At 65.5% G+C, this 19,271-nt stretch carries 8 protein-coding genes; all 8 read right to left on the reverse strand.

The window, feature by feature from the left end; translation table 11 throughout:
- Positions 1-351 precede the first annotated feature (351 nt).
- Entirely contained in the window at positions 352-1,383 is a 1,032-nt protein-coding gene (gene meaB / locus SX243_17910) for a methylmalonyl Co-A mutase-associated GTPase MeaB (protein MDY7094852.1), read from the reverse strand.
- 54 nt (positions 1,384-1,437) lie between these two features.
- Positions 1,438-4,953: a hypothetical protein gene (locus SX243_17915; protein MDY7094853.1), complete on the reverse strand. Its 3,516-nt coding sequence runs from the start codon at positions 4,951-4,953 to the stop codon at positions 1,438-1,440.
- 129 nt (positions 4,954-5,082) lie between these two features.
- Positions 5,083-8,649, reverse strand: coding sequence for a hypothetical protein (locus SX243_17920; GenBank protein ID MDY7094854.1), 3,567 nt, complete (start codon positions 8,647-8,649; stop codon positions 5,083-5,085).
- 85 nt (positions 8,650-8,734) lie between these two features.
- A complete protein-coding gene (locus SX243_17925) occupies positions 8,735-11,092 on the reverse strand; it encodes a hypothetical protein (protein ID MDY7094855.1) in 2,358 nt (785 codons plus the stop codon).
- Positions 11,093-12,407: 1,315 nt separating this feature from the next.
- Positions 12,408-16,016 carry a hypothetical protein gene (locus SX243_17930; protein ID MDY7094856.1) on the reverse strand — a complete coding sequence of 1,203 codons (3,609 nt, stop codon included), beginning with the start codon at positions 16,014-16,016 and terminating at the stop codon, positions 12,408-12,410.
- A 105-nt stretch (positions 16,017-16,121) separates the two neighbouring features.
- On the reverse strand, positions 16,122-16,412 hold the full coding sequence (locus SX243_17935; protein MDY7094857.1) for a hypothetical protein: 291 nt from the start codon (positions 16,410-16,412) through the stop codon (positions 16,122-16,124).
- A gap of 95 nt (positions 16,413-16,507) precedes the next feature.
- Positions 16,508-18,667: a methylmalonyl-CoA mutase gene (gene scpA, locus SX243_17940; GenBank protein MDY7094858.1), complete on the reverse strand. Its 2,160-nt coding sequence runs from the start codon at positions 18,665-18,667 to the stop codon at positions 16,508-16,510.
- On the reverse strand, positions 18,664-19,271 hold a 608-nt coding region (locus SX243_17945; protein ID MDY7094859.1), incomplete at its 5' end, for a hypothetical protein. The genes scpA and SX243_17945, both read right to left, overlap by 4 nt.

The following is a 19,271-nucleotide window of genomic DNA, read 5'->3' on the forward strand; positions in this document are numbered from 1 at the left end:
GATTCATAGATTTAACCCACAAACTTTTCCACAGCACTTCTCCACAGAGCTGCACAGGGGGAGGCTGACTAGAGAGAGTCCAAGGGATGGTGGGCTGGCGCCCACCCTACTCGCGGGCGCGCAGCAGCGGACCCAAGGGTGGGCGCCAGCCCACCAACTCCATGAAGGGAAAGGCCGTCGAAAGGCCAGTCGCCGAGAAGTAAGTCGCCGAGAAGTAAGTCGCCGAGAAGTAGGTCGTAGAGAGGCCAGTCGTCGAGAGGCCAGTCGTCGAGAGGCCAGTCGTCGAGAGGCCAGTCGCCGAGAGGAATGCCCCTCCGGATGCAGGAAGGGCGAGAGGAAAGGCAGGAGGCGTCAGGACTCGGAGAAGAGATCCAGCAGGCGGCGGGCGGCGAGGGTGGGGGTGAGCTGGCCGGCGGTGACCTGGGATTGGAGGTCGTCGAGCTGCTCCCGCACCGCAGGATGGTGGCGAAGCCGCTGGAGTAGCCCCTCCTCCACCGTCGACCACATCCAGCGTAGCTGTTGACGACGGCGGCGGGCCTCGAGCTCGCCGGCCTTCTCCAGCACCTGGCGATGCTCCCGAACCAGCTCCCAGAGCTCGTCGATGCCGCGCTCTTCGAGGGCGCTGCAAGTGACCACCCGCGGGGTCCAATGCTCGGAGGCGGGGCGCATGAAGTGCAGCGCCCCCTCGAACTCCGCCCGCGCCCGCTCCGCCGGAGCCCGGTTCTCACCGTCGGCCTTGGTCACCGCCAGGATGTCCGCCAGCTCGAGGATGCCTCGCTTGATGCCCTGCAGCTCGTCACCGGCGCCGGCGAGGAGGAGAACCAGAAAGCAATCCACCATCTCCGCCACCACCGTCTCCGACTGCCCTACCCCCACCGTCTCCACCAGCACCACGTCGAAGCCCGCCGCCTCGCACAGGAGCAGAGTCTCGCGAGTCTTGCGGCCTACGCCGCCGAGGGAGCCGGAGGTGGGAGAGGGCCGGATGAAAGCACGGGGGTCGGAGGCGAGCCGCTCCATGCGGGTCTTGTCGCCCAGGATGCTGCCGCCGCTGAGAGAGCTGCTGGGATCCACTGCCAACACCGCTACCCGCAGCTCCTTGTCCAGCAGGCGCACTCCCAGGCTGTCGATGAAGGTGCTCTTGCCCACCCCCGGCACGCCGCTGATGCCGACGCGGTGAGCGCCGCCGGTTTTGGGCAGGAGCCGAGTCAACAGCTCCTGGGCCAGCTGCCAATCGTCCTCCCGATGGCTTTCCACCAGGGTGATGGCCCGCCCCAAGGCGGTGCGGTCGCCGGAGAGCACGCCCTCGGCATACTCCTCCACCGACAACCGCCGGCGTCGCGGCGCGGCTTTGGAATCAGCAGGTCTGGAATCAGCACTCTTCATCGCCGCCGAGGTTGCCACGGAAGCGCCTCGCCATGCAACGGCCTCGGGGCTCGATCACCCCTCGAACGCCGCCGTATCCGTCCGCCCGCAGATATTGCCCGGCTCGTTGTGGTACGTCGTCTCCGCCCCGGTCACCGTGTCGGTCACCGTCATGGTGAACTCAACGTCGGTGAGGCTGCCGTAGAAGACCCAGAAGTTTCCATTCACCGGCCGGCCGTCGAGCACCTTGACCATCAGCTCCAGGTTGCTTTCCTGGAAGAACCAGAAGTAGCCCGTCTGGTCCGTTCCCTCCACCGCCATGCCGTCCCCGGTGCGGCCCGGGCGGCGCTGATCGCTCCACTCGAGACGGAGCTGGAAGCGACCATCGAGGAGGCAGAGGGTGGTGGCGTCGGGAGCGCAGGCACCGGTCGTCGGCGCCGCCAGATAGCGCGGTGGCTGGGAGGCTCCGCTGGAGATGGGAGCGACCGAGCCGACATCCATGGGGAAGGCCCGCACGTCGGCGCCGCCGCAAGTCTCCCGCTCCTTCTGCACGTAGGTACGGCTGACGCCGGTTTCCAGGTCCACCGCGCTGAGCCAGAAGCCGAGATCGGTGAGAGACCCGTAGAAGAACCAGCCGAAGCCGTTCACCGGGCCACCATCGAGGATCTTGGTGATCACCTCCAGGTTCTCCGAATCGAAGAACCACAGCTGGCCGGTGTCGGAAGTGAGGGGCTCACCGAAAGCACGGCCGACCTCGCCGGTGCGGGGATTGCGCCAGTCGGCGAGGATCTCGTAGCGGCCCTCGCCGAGACAGAACCGCCCCGGCCGCGGCTCGCAGGACCTAGAGCCCACCTCTTCGAGGTCAAAGGCCCAAAGATCTCCGCCACCGTCGCGGGTCCAGCCGTTGAAGACGATGCGGTCCCCCACCGTTTCATACCAGGCCGGGGTCGAGCTCTCCGGTCCGGGCTGGAGGTCGACCAGCTGCCGTGTTCCCTCGGTGGTACCGTCACTGGCCCACGGCTCGAATCCGTGCACGCCGTCGCTGGCGGTAAACAGCAACGTGCTGCCCGCGGCGGTCAAACGCCGGGGAATCGAGCCCGCGACGCCGGGTGCGATATCCCTCACCAGCCGCGTGCCCTCCGCCGTGCCGTCCGTCGCCCAGAGCTCCTCGCCGAGCTCTTCCGTATAGACGACGAAGTAGAGATCATTCCCCACCGCGGTCAGCTCGCGGATGGCCAGCCTTCCGACCCGGGGGAATTGGTCGATGCGAGGGAATTGGGCCAGCTGACGGATCCCCGTCGCCGTGCCGTCACTCGAGAAAAGCCGCACCATGTCGTCGTCCAACGCGGTGAAGACAAACCGCCCGCGAAATCCGATGCGCCCCGCCCCGCTGCTCTGAGGAATCGAATCCGCGAAGACCGGAGAGACTGGCTCGACGACGAAAGAATCTCCGACGATTCGCCACACCCAGAGCCCCAGCGGCTCGCTCGCCCCTTCCGGCGGGCCACCCAAGAAGAAGAGGTCGTCGCCAATTTGGGTGAAGAGCTGCAGGGCTTCATCGACCCCACCCCGGAAGTCACTCGCCAAGATGCGGGTGCCTGCCGCTGTCCCGTCGCTCAGCCATAGCTCAGTCGCTCCCGTGAGGGATCGGACGGTGAAGAGCAGTCGGTCCTGAAACTGGGTCAGATGATCCAAGTAGATGTCCGACGGTGGAAATAAATCCCCCAGCGGCCGCGTCCCCGCCTCGGTCCCGTCGCTACACCAGAGCTCGTTCTCCGTGCCGTCTCTGGTAGAGCCGGAGAAGCAGACGCCATCGCCGAACGGTTCAAGGGACCACAGATCCTCCGGAGCGCTGGTGATGGACCGGGTCCCGGCGGCGGTGCCGTCACTGACCCAGAACCGCGTGGCCCCGATATCCACCGGATGGGTCTTGAAGAACGCGCGCTCCGGCGTGGCCACCACCTCGGCGAAGTCGAGCCCGTCCGGCTCGACCGACGAATTCGCCAGCTCCTCCACCTGGCCGGTGGTCTCGTCGAAGCCCCACAGACGCTGTCCCAGCCCTCGGTCGCTGGTGACAAAGAAAATCTGAGTATCGCTACTGGCCGGAGCCACCAACGGAAAGGCCGAAGACACGTCGTCGAGGTAGTCGAAGGCCAGAGACCGGATATCCGGCGCCAGGTTGGCGACGAAGCGAATGCCGAGGTTCCCGCCGTCCATCCCCCGCAACTCGGATCCCTGCTCATCGGTCGCGCAGTAGTAGAGCAACGAGTCAAACACCGTGAGGGGCGGCTCGTCTGGCGAGCAACCGGGGAGTTCCTGACTGCCGAACTGGATCACCGGTTGCGTCGCCGGCACGGTACCGTCACTGGTCCACAGAGTGAAGGGCTCCAGCTGAGGATCCGACCCGTCCACCCGGCCCTGACGGGCGATGAAGAGCAGCTTGTCGTCGAACGGCATCAGGGCGTAGAGCCGGTGGTCGATCCCCGACCATTCGCGCAACAACCGGGTTCCACCGACGGAGGAACCGTCGGTGGCCCAAAGCTGAGTGGAGGAGATTTCTCCTCTCGTCAGCGGGATCGAGAAGAAGAGCCCGGCGGCGGTATCAACCATCTCCGCCACGCAACCGTAGCCCCCCAACCCGACAGAGTACTCCAGGATCCGGTAGGTTCCAGCTGAGCTCCCGTCGCTGCGCCACAGCGAGCAGGAGTTGCCGGGATCCTCAAGAGCGAAGATCATCCCGAAGTCGCTGGGCGCCGTGGCTACGACCCGAGCTTCGTCCCCAAGCCCCGAGCCGAGGAACGAGCCGAGCTGTACCGTGCCTCCTTCCGTACCGTCACTCTTCCAAATCCCGATCGGTCGCTCTTCGAGGGTTGTGAAGAAGAAAAGCTCGCTGCCGGATGACTGCAGGTGAGCGGGTTCAGCGTTCTCCTCCGCCGCCCGAAAGGCGGTGATCGAGAACGTGCCGGCTTCGCTGCCGTCGCTCACCCAAAGGTCGGTCAGGTCCGGTGAGGGGACACCGGGAAAGGGTCCGGCGGTGAAGAAGAGGTTCGCTCCGGCACTCACCGGCTCGTCGAGGAGGTCCCCGTCCGGGCCGGCGATCTCCAGCTTCGCGGTGCCTTCCCGCGTACCGTCGCTGACCCAAAGGTCCTTGTCGAGGGTGTCGTAAAGCAGCGCTCGTTCATCGGGAAGAGGGCCGAGAACACCGCATAGGTCCGCCACTGGAAGAGTGCCTGAGGCCGTTCCGTTGCTGGTCCACACCCGGCAGCCGGCGACTCGTCCCGTGCGGGAGAAGAAGATTCGGTCGCCTGAGGCGACGAGGTCTGAGTACTCGATCGCCGGGTAGAGCTCGGCGCCGCCTTCCGGCTCCAGGTCCCGGAGCAAGGTCAGAGGGCCTCCTCCCTGCGGAACCATCCAGATCTCTCGCTCCACTCCGTGGTTCTCGGCAACAAAATAGAGAGCCGAAGGGGTTACCGCGAAGTTTCTCGGCGTCGACGAGTTGCGTTGGAATCCGAGATCGAAGTCCCAGGCCTGCTCGACCTCCGCCGCCATCAGGGCGCCGGCACCTACCAAAGCGAGGAAAAGACCGACCATCCAAAGACAGCGTGCACCTTTACCCCGAGGGTGGTTGTCTCCAAACATTCTCTACCTGCCTCTCGTCTATTCCTAAGCTGTTGAAGGGAGCCGTCTCGGGCGAGGAATCCTTTGCCACGCTCCTCGAGTTTAGAAAGCCGCCGTATCCGTTCGCCCGCAGATATTGCCGGGCTCGTTGTGGTAAATCGTCTCCGCTCCGGTCATGGTGTCGGTGACGGTCATGGTGAACTCGACATCGGTGAGGCTGCCGTAGAAGACCCAGAAGTTGCCGTTCACCGGCCGGCCGTCGAGGACCTTGACCATCAACTCCAGGTTGCTGGGCTGGAAGAACCAGAAGTAGCCCGCCTGGTCCGTACCCTCCACCGCCATGCCGTCGCCGGTGCGCCCCGGGCGCCGCTGATCGCTCCATTCAAGGCTCAGCTGAAAACGGCCGTCCAGGAGACAAAGGGTGGTGGCGTCGGGGGTGCACGCACCCGTCGTCGGCGCTGCGAGATAACGCGGCGGTTGCGTTCGAGAAATCAGAGCTGTGGGACCGGCGACGGGGACCGGAGGACTGAGGTCGCTCAGGCTTCCATCGAGGGGAAAGGCCCTCACGTCGGCGCCGCCGCAGGTCTCCCGCTCTCTCTGCACGTAGGTGTTGCTGAGGCCGGTCTCCAGGTCCACCGCGCTGAGCCAGAATGCCAGGTCGGTGAGCGAGCCGTAGAAAACCCAGCCGTAGCCGTTCACCGGACCGCCGTCGAGGATCTTGACCATCAGCTCGAGGTTCTCTTCATTGAAGAACCAGAAATGACCGGTGTCGCCGCTATAAGGCTGAGCCTCGGCGCGGCCGAGCTCTCCGCTCCGCGGATCCCGCCAATCGAGCAGCACCTCGTAGCGGTCGTCGCCCAGGCAGAGGCGCCCGGGACGGGGAACGCAGGTGCGGGACTTGAGATCCGAGGCGTCGAGGCGCCAGAGGTAGGAGCCCAGATCGTCCCTCCAGGCGGTGAAGTAAACATCATCGCCCAGGAGCGTGAGATGCCTCGGATCCGAGCTTCGAGAACCCGGGTTGATCTCCTCCACCACACGGGTTCCCTCCTCGGTGCCGTCGCTCCTCCACAGCTCGACCCCTTCCTCCGCCATGCCGGCCGAGAAGAGCAGCACGCTGCCCACCGCTTTGAGGGAATGAGGGTTGGAGCTCGCCGCGCCGGGCTCGATGTCTCGCACCAGCCGCGTACCTTCCGCCGTGCCGTCGGTGGCCCACAGCTCCTGGCCGTGCTCCGGAGTCCCGACCACGAAGTAGAGGTCGTTGCCGACGACGGTCATTTGCGGGTCGTAGCGGTCGAGGCTGAGAGGGATCTCGAAGCTCCGCAAAATCCTCGTACCCGCCTGGCTACCGTCACTGATGCCTAGGTGAATGTGGCTCCGAAACATCAGGAAAAAGGCGAAACGGCCCCGAAAGGCTGTCTGCTGAGAGTGAAAGAAGCTGCCCTCGAATTCGCCGAGAGTGGCGACGGTCTCGAATCGCCATGGATCCTGAGCCAGCCTTCCAACTAGAAACGGTCCCGAGAAAGAGTCATCGCTAGTGAGGAAGTAGGCTTCGTCGCCGACGACGGTTCTCTCGCCGACCTGCGGACCCTCAACCGTGCCATTGATTTCTGAGAGGAACCGGGTCCCTTCCGCAGTCCCATCGGTCTCCCAGATCCCATAGGACCTTCCGTCCGAGCCCAGGCTCGAAGAAACCCAAAGCTTGTCGCCGCGGCGGAAGATCACGCCGGGACCGCGCAGCGTCTCTCCTTGGGCGCGCAGCACTCCTGTGCCCTCCGCAGTTCCGTCGCTACACCAGAAATTCGTTTCGAACCGATAACAGACCCGGTCGCCCAAAGCGGTCAACTGTAGATCGGACCCCGCGTCCACGGAGCCCACCCTGCGAGCATCGCCGGCAACACCGTCGGTGGCCCACAATTCGCTCTCTCGTTGAATGTAGAAAAGGGACGAGTCCGTCGGCGTCAGCAGTCTGGGGCGGTCCTCGGCGAAGGTCTCTCCGCTGAGTGCGACGCGCGAAGTTCCCGCCGCCGTGCCGTCGCTGACCCACAGACCGTATTCATCCCCCAGGTCCGTCGCCTCGCTGGCGACCAGGAAGAGGCGATCTCCAGAGCTCACCATCTCTTCCACCGAGGTCCCGGACGGATCGGGCGCCAGGTTCTGCCAGAGCCTCGTTCCCGGAATCGTCCCATCCGTTCGCCAGAGCTCGACTCCCGAAGCGCTCCCCACCCCCGGGCTGATCAGCTGGTCCTTGAATTCCAGCATGGGTAGGCGGAACGAGGACGACACCGCGCCTCGACCTTCGAAGCGGGCGAGCCTCGTGGTCCCCGCCGGGGTGCCATCACTGGACCACAGACCGTCGTAGATCTGCCGTTCCGGGCCGCTGGTATCCACCCGCTGACCGAGAAAATACACTAGCCCTGAATAGCTCGTGAGCAGCGACGTCTCCCCGTCGGAATCTCCGTCGCCCAACTCGATCAGCGTCTGGGTTCCGGCCGCCGAGCCATCGGTGACCCACAGCTCGCGGCCATTCAAACCGGCTTGCTCATAGCGGAAGAAGAGACGGTTTGCCCCATAGAACAGGGAACTCGGGCAGGCGAGCGTACTGGCATCGGGGAAGTCAGGCAGCGGTGCCACGGCGGTCACATCGAGGAACCGCCGGCTCCCCAATTGGGTGCCGTCGACATACCAGATGGAGCAGGTTTGGAGGTCCTCCACGACGGAGAAGAAGATGCCTCCGCGGTCGTCGGTAGCCGTCCAACGCCACTCCCAATGAACCGCCGACGGATCGAGGTCGGCAAAATCCATGAACAGGCGGGTATTCGCCGGAGCTCCTTCACTGGTCCAGATCTCCGCCGCCTCACCGTCCCGAAGAACCCGGAAAGCCACGCCCTCCTGAAACGGCATGAGCTGATCGATTCTCGCGTCGCCGAGGTCGGTGAGAGGGCGGGTTCCTGCCGAGGTGCCGTCGCTGATCCAGAGCTCGAAGCTGTTGAAGGGCCCCGACCCCTCCTGGGCTTTCATCACCACGTACGCCCGCCCCGCCGACGCCATCAGCTGTTGGGGCTGGGGAAATTCATCGGGCTCCGGTGTCAGCAGCGGCGTCGTACCCTCCGGAGTGCCGTCCGTCACCCACAGGTCAAACCCCTGGAAAGCTTCGTCCGGGGTCACCAAAAGCAGAGCTCGCCCGTCTCCCAGCGGAACCGCATCCGCCACTCCCCCGCAGGTCCCAAGGCAGAAATCCGCCAACATTCGGGTCCCGGCAGCGGTGCCGTCACTCACCCAAGGCTCGATTCTGTTGTGCACGTCTGTAGCGAAGAACAGGATCCGGCTCTCGTCCAATTGAACAAGACCAAAGGGATCCGAATTAGCCTGTCCCGGCGCGACATCCCGCACGAGGCGAGTTCCTGCCAAGGTCCCGTCCGTGACCCAAAGCTCTCTGCCGTGGATTCGGTCCCAAGCGCTGAAAAAGAGGCGATCGGAATCAGCGAAGAAGAGCCGAGGCCACGACGAGGCGGCAAATGCCGTCGGGCTGAACTCCTCGACGGGCTCCGCCGGCGGCTGTGCCTGTGCCGAAAAGCCAAGGGCAAGCGGGATGGCAAGCAAGCCCAGTAGACCGTTCCAACGGCTCTGCTGAAGCAGCCCGCGGACTCGGGACCCAATTGAGATACACATTCCTACAAAATATCACAATGCTACAGCAGCATCAATCGCGAACAGTCTTCATCGTCGAAGAAGGCCCCGCAGGATCGCAAGACTCTCAGCCCTCGAAGGCCGCGGTGTCCGTCCGTCCGCAGATATTACCCGGCTCGTTGTGGTAGGTCGTCTGCGCCCCGCTCACCGTGTCGGTCACCGTCATGGTGAACTCGACGTCGGTGAGACTGCCGTAGAAGACCCAGAAGTTGCCATTCACCGGCCGGCCGTCGAGCACCTTGACCATCAGCTCCAGGTTGCTTTCCTGGAAGAACCAGAAGTAGCCCGTCTGGTCCGTCCCCTCCACCGCCATGCCGTCGCCGGTGCGCCCCGGGCGGCGCTGATCGCTCCATTCGAGGCGCAGCTGGAAGCGGCCGCCCAAGAGGCAAAGAGTGGTGGCGTCGGGGACGCAGGCACCGGTGACGGGGGCCGCCAGATAGCGCGGCGGGTTGCTCCCGAGAGCCGCTTCGGCGGTCACCAATGCCGAAGTGCCGGGATCCAGGGGGAAGGCTCGAACATCCGCCCCTCCGCAGGTTTCCCGATCCTTCTGCACGTAGGTGTTGCTGACGCCGGTGTGCAGATCTACAGCGCTGAGCCAAAACGCCAGGTCGGTGAGAGAGCCATAGAAGACCCAACTGAAGCCATTGACCGCCGTGCCGTCGAGAATCTTGGTGATCACCTCCAGATTCTCCGAGTCAAAGAACCACAGCTGGCCGGTGTCGGTGGTGAGAGGCTCGCCGGAGGCTCGGCCGACGTCGCCGGTGCGCGGGTCGCGCCAGTCGAGGAGCACCTCGTAACGGCCCTCACCGAGGCAGAAACGGCCATCCCGGGGCTCGCAGGTCCGGCTGGCGAGCTCGCTGACGTCCAGCGACCAAAGCTCTCGGCCGGTCTCGTCCGTCCAGGCATCGAAGTAGCCCCGCTCCCCCACCACGGCGAAACTGCCGGGGAGCGAGCTGCCGGGACCGGGATGAAGATCGGCGACCATCTGCGTCCCCTCGGCGGTGCCATCGCTGATCCAGGGCTCGAAGCCGTGAACGCCGTCGGTGGCGGCGAACAGGAGGGCACTGCCCACCCTGGTGAGGCTGTAGGGCTGAGAGGAATCGGAACCCGGCAGCAGATTCGACACGCGGCGCGTTCCCTCGGGAGTCCCATCCGTCGCCCAGAGCTCCTCTCCCCCCTCGTTGTCTTGTAGAACGAAGAAAAGATCATTGCCCACCACAGTCAGCTCCTGAGGCAACGAGCCGAAAGGTGAGGCGTCGATCTCCAGGAGAGGCAAGGTGCCGGCATCGGTGCCGTCGCTGCGCATCAGCCTCGGTCCCGTAGCGTCTGTGAGGGAGAAGATGAAGCGCCCACGGAACCCTACCGTCTCGCCAAACCGAGGCACGGCTCCGGGGTGTGCGACCTCCCGGATCGGCGTCACGGCCAGGGTCTCCCCATCGATCCTCCAAAGCCACACCGCGGAACCGGATCCGGGAACAGTGAGGGGGCCTCGTGAGAAGAAGTAGGCGTCCTTCTCCACCGCAGTCAAGAGAATCGGAGCGATTTGGTCGAGATCCACGGAGACTAGGTCTATCAGCGGCTGAGTCCCGGCTCGAGTGCCGTCGCTGACCCAGAGCTCTACCCTGAAGTCCTCATCGATCGCCTCGAAGAAGAGGCGATCTCCCACCTGGAGCCACTCGCGCGGAAAGGAAGACGGGGGATTGCCACTCTGGTCGGTCCCGGGTCTGAGATCTCGAAGTAGCCGTGTTCCCTCCACACTGCCGTCGGTACACCAGGGCTCCTGCCCATGGTCTTCGGTCTGACCGGAAAAACACAGCCGACTTCCAAACACCCCAAGATTGTCGACCCGCTCTCCGGTGAACAACCGCTGGGTCCCGGCGACAGTACCGTCGGAGGTCCACAACGACTGAGACCGAGGAGTTTCCGCCTCGGTGCGACGGAAATAGAGACGATCGCCGATAGAGGTCAGCTCTTCAGCCATGAAGCGGTCGGAGGAATCCGGATGAACCAGCAGAGATTCGGTCCCAGCGGTAGTCCCGTCACTAGCCCAGAGGGCCGGCTCTCCGTCCGCTTGCGTAGCGTTGAAGAAGAAGCGCTGCTCCTGTGCATGGAGCTCTCCAAAGACCGTCGACTGCACGTCGGGAGCTCCGTTGTTCAGCTGACGGGTTCCTTCGGTGGTGCCATCACTGACCCAGAGCTCACGACCGGTTTCGGAATCAGCGCCTCGGAAGTACATTCGATCTTGGAAGATCCCGATGCCCCCAGCGGAGAAAAGCGTACTGATGTCCTCCTCGAAGAGGACCACCGGTACCGTCCCCTGATCGGTACCGTCGCTGGTCCACAGCCCCTCAGGTCCAGGGACTGATCCCGCAACCACTTCATTCTCGCTGCCGAGAAAGTACAAGCGGCCGTCGAACTCGACCATCGAACCGAGGAACTCCCACGAACCCCTGGGCGTCGGGTCACGAACCTGACGAGTTCCCGCAGCCGTTCCGTCGCTGACCCAGAGCTCCTGTCCGGTGGCCAACCCAAGGCCTATGAAGAAGATTCCTACATCGGTTTTGACGATCTCTTGCGGGCACTCGAAGGCTGCACCCGGCAAGTGCGCTCCGGGCTCAGGGGGCAGCTCCGCGATGCGCCGAGTGCCTGCCGCGGTGCCATCGGAGGCCCACAAGCTGCACGGCTCACCGGGCAGGTAGAGCGTGAAAAGAGCTTCGCCGGCCGCTTCTACGGCTCCGGCAACCTGCCAAGCCTCGGCAGGTTCCAAGTCCGCCCCGAGTACCATCACACTGCGGGTCCCAGCGACGGTTCCATCGCTCCTCCACAGCTCGACCCCATCGGCGTCCGGCGCCGCCAAAAAGAGGACATCAGCCCCCAGCTGCATCAAGCTCCGAGTACCGGCTCCTTCCCCAGAAGAACCCCAGCCGGTCAACGCCCGGGTGTTCGATGGGGTTCCATCGCTGACCCAAAGATCTCGATGGATCTCGCTGTCCGGTGGCCCAGGAGCCCGAGCGGCAAAGAAGGTCCGGAGGCCGGCGGAGGTCATCTCGGCGATGCCAGTAGGCTGTGTCTCGTCGTCCGGGGCAAAAAGCCTCGAGGTCCCCTCTACTGTTCCATCGCTGGTCCACAACGAATCAGCGTCGAGGCCCGTGACGAAACGGAACAACACGCGTTGACCGGGAAGAGGCGCCAGACCGGCGGGAGCAATAAAGCAAGCGCCGCTACACCCATCGGTCAGAGGGATCGTCCCTCCCGGAGAGCCATCGGAGGTCCACAATTCAACTCCCCGTGTCTCCTCGTCGGCGCGAAAGTAAGCTCTTTCGCCGGACATGATCAGCGACTGGGGGTTCGGCCCGAAGAGCGTTGGACCGATGTGGCGAAGAATCTCGGTGCCATCCTCCGTGCCGTCGGTACTCCACAATTGTCTGCCGTGGACTGGGTCCACCGACCAGAAGAACAGGCTCTCGGAACTGACCCCGTAGGTACCCGGTGAGGAATGGTGCACCGTCAAGCCCGGGCTGAGGTCTTCTACCAGCTCGGGGTCCTCGGAGACTCGAGCTTCAACAAGCGCTGAAGGCCCAAAGGCGCCGGCGAGAACGAGAAGCGTCGAGAGCCCAAAGAACGGCCGCAGAACCGACCAGGGGCGAAACTGCCGCCACGAATTTTCCTTCATGCTCGCATGCTATTACAGCATAACTCGATTGTCTACCGGAACGCTGTCAACAGACCGAAGGAAGCTGCTACGGCAGGGCACGAAAGATTCTTGTATCCGCTCTTCCGCACAGCTCTCCCGATGCCTTGTGATAGAAGACCGTATTCCCGACCCGCGTATCGGTAATCGCGAGCTGGACCCCCAGGTCGGTCAGAGGGGCAAAAAACACCCAGTACTTCCGGTTGATGGCGCTGCCGTCGAGAATCTTGAGATAGAGCTCCGGGTTGCTCGGCTGGAAGAACCAGAAGGATCCGGTGCGACCGTCCCGAGCGGTGGGCTTTCCGACGCCTTCCCGGCCCGGGGGCCGTGGATCGCGCCAGCTCACCCGGGCCCGAAATCTTCCTCCGAGATAGCACAAGGCTGTAGGGTCGTCGCTGCAAAGCCCTGCTTCCACTGGGGTCGGCGTCGCGGTGGAGACCCCGGAGGGTTCCCGGTAACTCTCGGGCTGAGGTTCCGCAGGCGGCACCTCCCCTTCGTGCCAGGGGAAGGCGTGAAGATCCGCTTCCCCGCACAGGTCGCGAAAAGCGTGAGTGTAGGTCTTGTCACGCCCGGTTTGCAGATCAGCCACGCTAAGCCAGAAGGGAAGGTGCGTAAGCGTGCTGTAGAAGAGCCAGCTCTGGCCATTGACACCGCTGCCGTTGAGGATCTTGACCGGCACTTCGAGATTGTCGTCCTCGGAGAACCAAAAGGCTCCTGCTGTCTCGCCGCCTCCACCGTCCCGCGCCCGACCGCCGGAGCCGGTCCTCGGATCACGCCAGTCGGCGAGCAGCTCAAAACGGCCCCCTCCCAGACAAATGCGGTCAGCACGCGCTTCGCAGTGGCGGGACGCCAGATCATTTCCGTCGAAGCTCCAGAGGCTGAACCCGAGATCGCTACGCCACGCAGAGAGCACTACGCGAGGCCCCTGCGCGGTCTCCAGAACCGCCAACAGTCGCGGCGAGGAACCGCCTGGCCCCGGCTCCAGGTCCGCGACCAACCGGGTACCCTCGGCGGTGCCGTCGCTGACCCACAGCTCACTTCCGTGGAGCCGATCACTCGCGGTGAACAAGAGGACGCTACCCAGAGCCGTGAGGCCGTGGGGATCCGAACCCTCGAGGCCCGGAACCAGATCCAGAACACGGCGCGTTCCCTCGGCCGTGCCATCAGTCGCCCACAGCTCGCCACCGGCCCCGAGCTCGCGGATTACGAAGTAGAGATCGTTGCCCACGACGGTCATCTCGAGAGGGAGAGCCACCGTGGAAGCGGTGGGAATGCGCGCCAGCAGGTCGGTGGAGGCGGCCGATCCAGCGCTGCGCCAAAGTTCAACCGTGTCGCGGCCTACGACCGCTGCAAAGTACCGAGCGCGGAAATGAGCACCGGAGGCCTCGACAACATCCTCCAAACCCAGGGGAATGAGGGGCCTGGCACGGAATATTCTGGAGGACTGACGTCCCAGCGCCCAGATCCAGTAGCCCCCGATGGTTCTGCCAAAGGGAGCCCGGCCGACAAAGAACGCCCGCTGGGGGCCCACGGCCGCCAGGCCCAGAACCTCAGAATCCGCCGGTCCCACCCGCAGGTCGCCCACCAGTCGCGTTCCCGCCGGTGTGCCGTCGGTCTCCCAGAGCTCGCGCCCCACCGTCGGCCCGGTAGCCTGGAAGAGCATCCGCTCCCCCACCGGGACCCATCCCCCGGGCAAGGAAGAGCGCGGACCGGGGGTTGGACCACCGTCCTCCCCCGGCGCGATGTCCCGCAGCAACACGGTTCCAGCGGCGGTGCCGTCGCTGCACCAGGGTTCCAGGCCGGTCATCGCCGTCCTGCCGGAGAAGCAGACTCCCGGGCCACCGGCGGCGAGGCCGAAGGGCTCTACATCGCTGTCCACCGGGCGGGTTCCTCCAGCCGTGCCGTCACTGACCCACAGGCGGAGGTGCCCGAACTCGTCGAATCGTTGGAAGAAGACCTGGTCGCCGGCGGTCACGATGTCGATCCAGGGCCGATTCGCCAGCCCGGGCGGGGGAATATAGACCGCGCTGGTTCCCTCGGCGGTGCCGTCGGTACGCCACAGGCTGGCCACCCCGGCGGCGTCATCGCTGACGAAGTACGCGGCCTGGGCCGCGGCGGCGGCCGTCAGTGCGCCGGGGACGGAGACCGGGTCCCCGAGGCCCGAGACCTGGAAAGTTCCCGCCGCGGTGCCGTCGCTGGTCCACAGCCCGGACCGCCCCGTCTCCTGCGCCGCCGAGAAGTAGAGTCGCTCCTCGAAGGTCACCAGCCCGTCGCCGAAGTCGGCACGGCGCCGAGAGCCGAAGATCACCAGCGGAGCCGTGCCTCCCAGCGTGCCGTCGCTGCGCCAGAGCGCCAAGGGACGGTCGCTGCTGGTGCTCGCCCCCACGGGGCCCAAGAAATAGACCTCCTCCCCTAAGCCCTGGAGGCCGAAGAAATCGCTCCCGGGCGGCCCGGGGTGGCGGTCCAGCACCCGGGTACCGCCCACCGTTCCGTCGGTGACCCACAGCTCGCGGCCGTAGCTTCCCCCTACGAAGGCGAAGAAGATCTCGCTCCCAGCAGCCACGAGATCAGCGGGGCAGAGCTCGGCGAAGGCCGTCGTGAAAGAATCCAAGGCGGAGAGATCCACCCATCGGCGGGTGCCCTGAGCGGTACCGTCGCTCTGCCAGAGAGTGCAGCGGCCGATGCCGGCAGGGTCGCTGGCGGGGGAAGGCTCGAAGACCGAGAGGATCGTGCCGGCAGGGGTTTCCAGGAAGCCGCGTACGGTCCATCGGGGAAATTCCAAGTCGTGCCCCGCCAGCGGGACGAGGGCCTCGGTGCCCGCCGCCGTTCCATCGCTACGCCACCAGGCCAGCCCCAGAGCCGGAGTGATGGAGAGGAAGAGCACCTCTTCTCCCCGGGGCGCTATCGCCAGAACCTCCACGTCGTCCCCGGTGAGCGGGAAGGTCCCTTCCGGAGTCCCGTCGGTCACGAAGAGCCGGCGCCGAGCTTCCGGATCGAGAGCACCGTAGAGGGCGATGAAGAAGACTCGATCCCCGGCGGAAACCAGGTTCCAGGGCACCACGCCGTCGTCCCCCGGCAAGGTCGGGATCAAGGGCTTCGTGCCCTCGCCCGTTCCATCGCTGACCCACACTGCCGGAAATCTGAAATCCAGCCCTTGAGCCAGGACCACCCGCTCCCCCGCCAGCGGCGCCATCTCCGCGATGTCCCCGCAGGCCCCGGGACAGAGATCCGCCACCGGCCCCGTGCCTTCGGCAGAGCCGTCGGTGGTCCACAGCTCGCGGCCATAGCCGGGCAGGGACAAAGAAAAGAAAAGCCGCGAGCCGGAGGCGGTGAGGAGATTGGACGAGGCGAAGGTAAGCTCGGAGACCGTATCCCGCAGCAGGTGGGTCCCCGCGGCGGTTCCGTCACTGACCCAAAGGGCCCGGCCGGCGCCGGGGGTAGTCGCCGCAAAGAAAAGAGCGGAAGAGGTGACGGTGAGCTGATCGGGTTCCGGCCCTGCCAGGGGCACCTGGGTGGTGCCGGGATCCCAGAAGGGCTGGATAGGCTGAGCGAAGGAAGTTGGGGCCGCTGCTGTCAGCAACACCAGCCAGAAAGCCGAGGCGATCCACCACCGGCCGGAATGCGCCTCGGCGACGAGCGTGCGCCTTTTTGCATCCACATATTTAAACTAGCACGATTCTTCCCTGCCACGACGCTCTAGGAGCGCAAATCGGAGGCTCTCGCGTCGCAGGGGGGCTGGACCGCAGCCTGGGACCAAGCCTCCTCAGGTGCCGCCCTGTTTGGTGGGGGCAGCAGCGGTCATAGTGGGTTCGGCGCCGAGGGCGTTGAGGGCATCGAGAACCCGTTGCAGCATCGCAGGCTCGCCGCCGCCCATCCCCTCCTCCGCCGCTACCGACAGCTCGTTGGCGTCGTAGGCCCAACGGCGCAGGATGGCGACCTTCTGCTCCTTGCGAAGGGAATCATCCTCCAGCAGAGCCTGAGGCGTGTCGTACTCGCCGGCGGGATCGAGGAGGGCTGGTTGGATTTCGGAATCGTTGGCAGGGTCGTAGGTCATGGCATCGCTTTCTGAAGAAGATCGAAGGTACTTCGTCTCGTGCAGACTTCTCGTTCTGTCGCCTAGAATTCATGCACAGCCCATTCCAAGCGCCTTCACCGACCGTGGCCAAGGCGCCCGGCCAGCTCCTTCACCAGCTCCAACGCCGCCTCGGAAATCACCGTGCCGGGGCCGTAGATGGCGGCGACGCCGGCGTCGTAGAGGGCCTGGTAGTCCTGCTCCGGCACCACCCCGCCAACCACGATCATGATGTCGTCGCGGCCCAGCTCGGCGAGGGCGTCCCGCAGCTGGGGCACCAGGGTCAGATGGCCGGCGGCGAGGGAGCTGGCGCCCACCACGTGGACGTCGTTCTCCACTGCCTGACGGGCGGTCTCCTCCGGGGTTTGGAAGAGGGGGCCGATGTCGACGTCGAAGCCCAGGTCCGCGAAGGCAGTGGCGATGACCTTTTGGCCGCGGTCGTGGCCGTCCTGCCCCATCTTGGCCACCAGCAGCCGCGGGCGGCGGCCTTCCTCGCGGGCGAAATCCTCCACCCGTTGACGCACGTTCTGCAAAGCCGCCGCCTCCTCTCCGACCTCGCCGCTGTAGACGCCGGTCACCGTGCGCACCGTCGCCCGGTGGCGGCCGAAGACCTGTTCCAGAGCGTCGCTGATCTCCCCCACCGTGGCCCGCGCCCGGGCGGCGTCCACCGCCAGTTCCAGCAGATTGCCTTCGCCGCTCTGGGCGCAGCGGGTGAGGGCCTTCAAGGTCTCCTCTACCTTGCGGCCGTCGCGTTCGCTGCGCAGCTGCTCCAGGCGGGCGATCTGCGCCCGGCGCACAGCGCTGTTGTCCACCTTCAAGACCTCCGGCGGCTCGTCCTCCGCCAGGCGGTATTTGTTCACCCCGACGATGGTCTGGCGGCCGGAGTCGATGCGCGCCTGGGCCCGGGCCGCCGACTCCTCGATGCGCATCTTGGGCAGGCCGCTCTCGATGGCCTGGGCCATGCCGCCGAGCTCATCGATCTCCCGCAGATGCTCCCGGGCCTTCTCCGCCAGCTCATGGGTCAGCCACTCGACATAGTAGCTGCCGCCCCAAGGGTCGATGGACCGGCAGGTGTCGGTCTCCCGCTGGAGGAAGAGCTGGGTGTTCCGGGCGAGCCGGGCGGAGGCGTCGGAGGGCAGCGCCAGGGCTTCGTCCAGAGCGTTGGTGTGCAGGCTTTGGGTCTGGCCGTGGACCGCCGCCATGGCCTCGACGCAGGTGCGGGCGACGTTGTTGTACACGTCCTGGGCGGTGAGGCTCCAGCCGGAGGTCTGGCAGTGGGTGCGCAGCATCATGGACTTGGGATTCTTCGGCTCGAAGCCCTGCATCAGCTCCGCCCACAGCAGCCGCGCCGCTCGCAGCTTGGCCACCTCCATGAAGTAGTTCATGCCGATGCCGAAGAAGAAGGAGATGCGCGGCGCGAAGGAGTCCACGTCGAGGCCCGCCGCTAGCCCGGTGCGCACGTATTCGACGCCGTCCGCCAAGGTGTAGCCGAGCTCCAGATCCGCCGTCGCCCCGGCCTCCTGCATGTGGTAGCCCGAGACGCTGATGGAGTTGAAGCGGGGCATCTCCCGGGAGGTGTAGCCGAAGATGTCGGCGATGATGCGCATGGACGGCTGGGGCGGGTAGATGTAGGTGTTGCGCACCATGAATTCTTTGAGGATGTCGTTCTGGATGGTGCCGGTGAGCTGCTCCGGCTTCACCCCCTGCTCCTCGGCGGCCACGATGTACAGAGCCATCACCGGTAGCACCGCTCCGTTCATGGTCATGGAGACGCTCATGCGGTCCAGCGGGATGCCGTCGAAGAGGATGCGCATGTCGAGGATCGAGTCGATGGCCACCCCGGCCATGCCCACATCCCCCACCACCCGCGGATGATCCGAGTCGTAGCCTCGGTGGGTGGCCAGATCGAAGGCGATAGACAGCCCCATCTGCCCTGCCGCCAGGTTCCGGCGATAGAAGGCGTTGGATTCCTCCGCGGTGCTGAAACCGGCGTATTGGCGAATGGTCCAGGGTCGCTGGACGTACATGGTCGGGTACGGCCCCCGGACGAAGGGAGCGCTCCCCGGCATGGAGTGCAGATGATCCACGCCTTGGAGGTCGGCAGCGGTGTAGAGGCCGCGGATGGGTACGCCCTCGGGAGTCTGCCAGGGGCTCGAGCTCTCAGGTTTTGAGGAGGCTGATGCCGTCTCGCTGGCAGCCTCGAGGGGTACCCGGGAGTAATTGGGAATGGTGCTCATGCTCGGTCCTCCTCGGCGTCCAGCAGCTGCTCCAAGATTTCCAGGACGTTGCACCCCAGGTGAATGAAGAGGTCGACGCCGGCAGCTCGCAATGCCGGCTCCCGTTCACCGCCCTTGCCCGCCAGCAGGATCGGCCCGGCCCCAGCCTCGGCCAGAGCGCCGGCGGTCGCCTCGGCATATTGCTCGTATCCGCGATCACTGCCGCATAGGACCACCAGCTTCGCCTCTGCGGTCTCGAGCGCCCGCACGGCCTCCTCCGGGGACTCCACCGGCCCGCTTTCTTCGGTACGAAAGCCTCCGGCGGCGAGGAAGTTGGCGGCGAAGCCGAGTCTAGCCCGATGATCCCGCGCCGGCCCTAGGGTCACCAGCAGCGCCGGCGGATTGCCCAGGCTCTCCGCCCGCTGGCGTAGAGCTTCGAAGGGTTGGGCCGACCGGCGAGGCTCCAGAGGGGTGACACAAGCCGGCCCGTCCTTCCCCGCCAGCTCGGCGGTGACGGCGGTCATAGACGCCCCAGCTTCGAGCTCCGCCATCGCCCAATCCAGAGGGGTTCCAGTGGTGTCGCTCTGGGACGGCGTCTTGGAAGGCGCCGACGACGACGGGGGGG

The organism is Acidobacteriota bacterium (assembly GCA_034211275.1).
Classification (GTDB): domain Bacteria; phylum Acidobacteriota; class Thermoanaerobaculia; order Multivoradales; family JAHZIX01; genus JAGQSE01.

What these genes read in the sequence shown, in the direction of transcription:
- meaB (MDY7094852.1), bottom strand. Translation starts at nt 1,383, where the DNA reads ATGAAGAGTGCTGATTCCAGACCTGCTGATTCCAAAGCCGCGCCGCGA.
- SX243_17915 (MDY7094853.1), bottom strand. Translation starts at nt 4,953, where the DNA reads ATGGTCGGTCTTTTCCTCGCTTTGGTAGGTGCCGGCGCCCTGATGGCG.
- SX243_17920 (MDY7094854.1), bottom strand. Translation starts at nt 8,649, where the DNA reads ATGTGTATCTCAATTGGGTCCCGAGTCCGCGGGCTGCTTCAGCAGAGC.
- SX243_17925 (MDY7094855.1), bottom strand. Translation starts at nt 11,092, where the DNA reads ATGGTCGAGTTCGACGGCCGCTTGTACTTTCTCGGCAGCGAGAATGAA.
- SX243_17935 (MDY7094857.1), bottom strand. Translation starts at nt 16,412, where the DNA reads ATGACCTACGACCCTGCCAACGATTCCGAAATCCAACCAGCCCTCCTC.
- scpA (MDY7094858.1), bottom strand. Translation starts at nt 18,667, where the DNA reads ATGAGCACCATTCCCAATTACTCCCGGGTACCCCTCGAGGCTGCCAGC.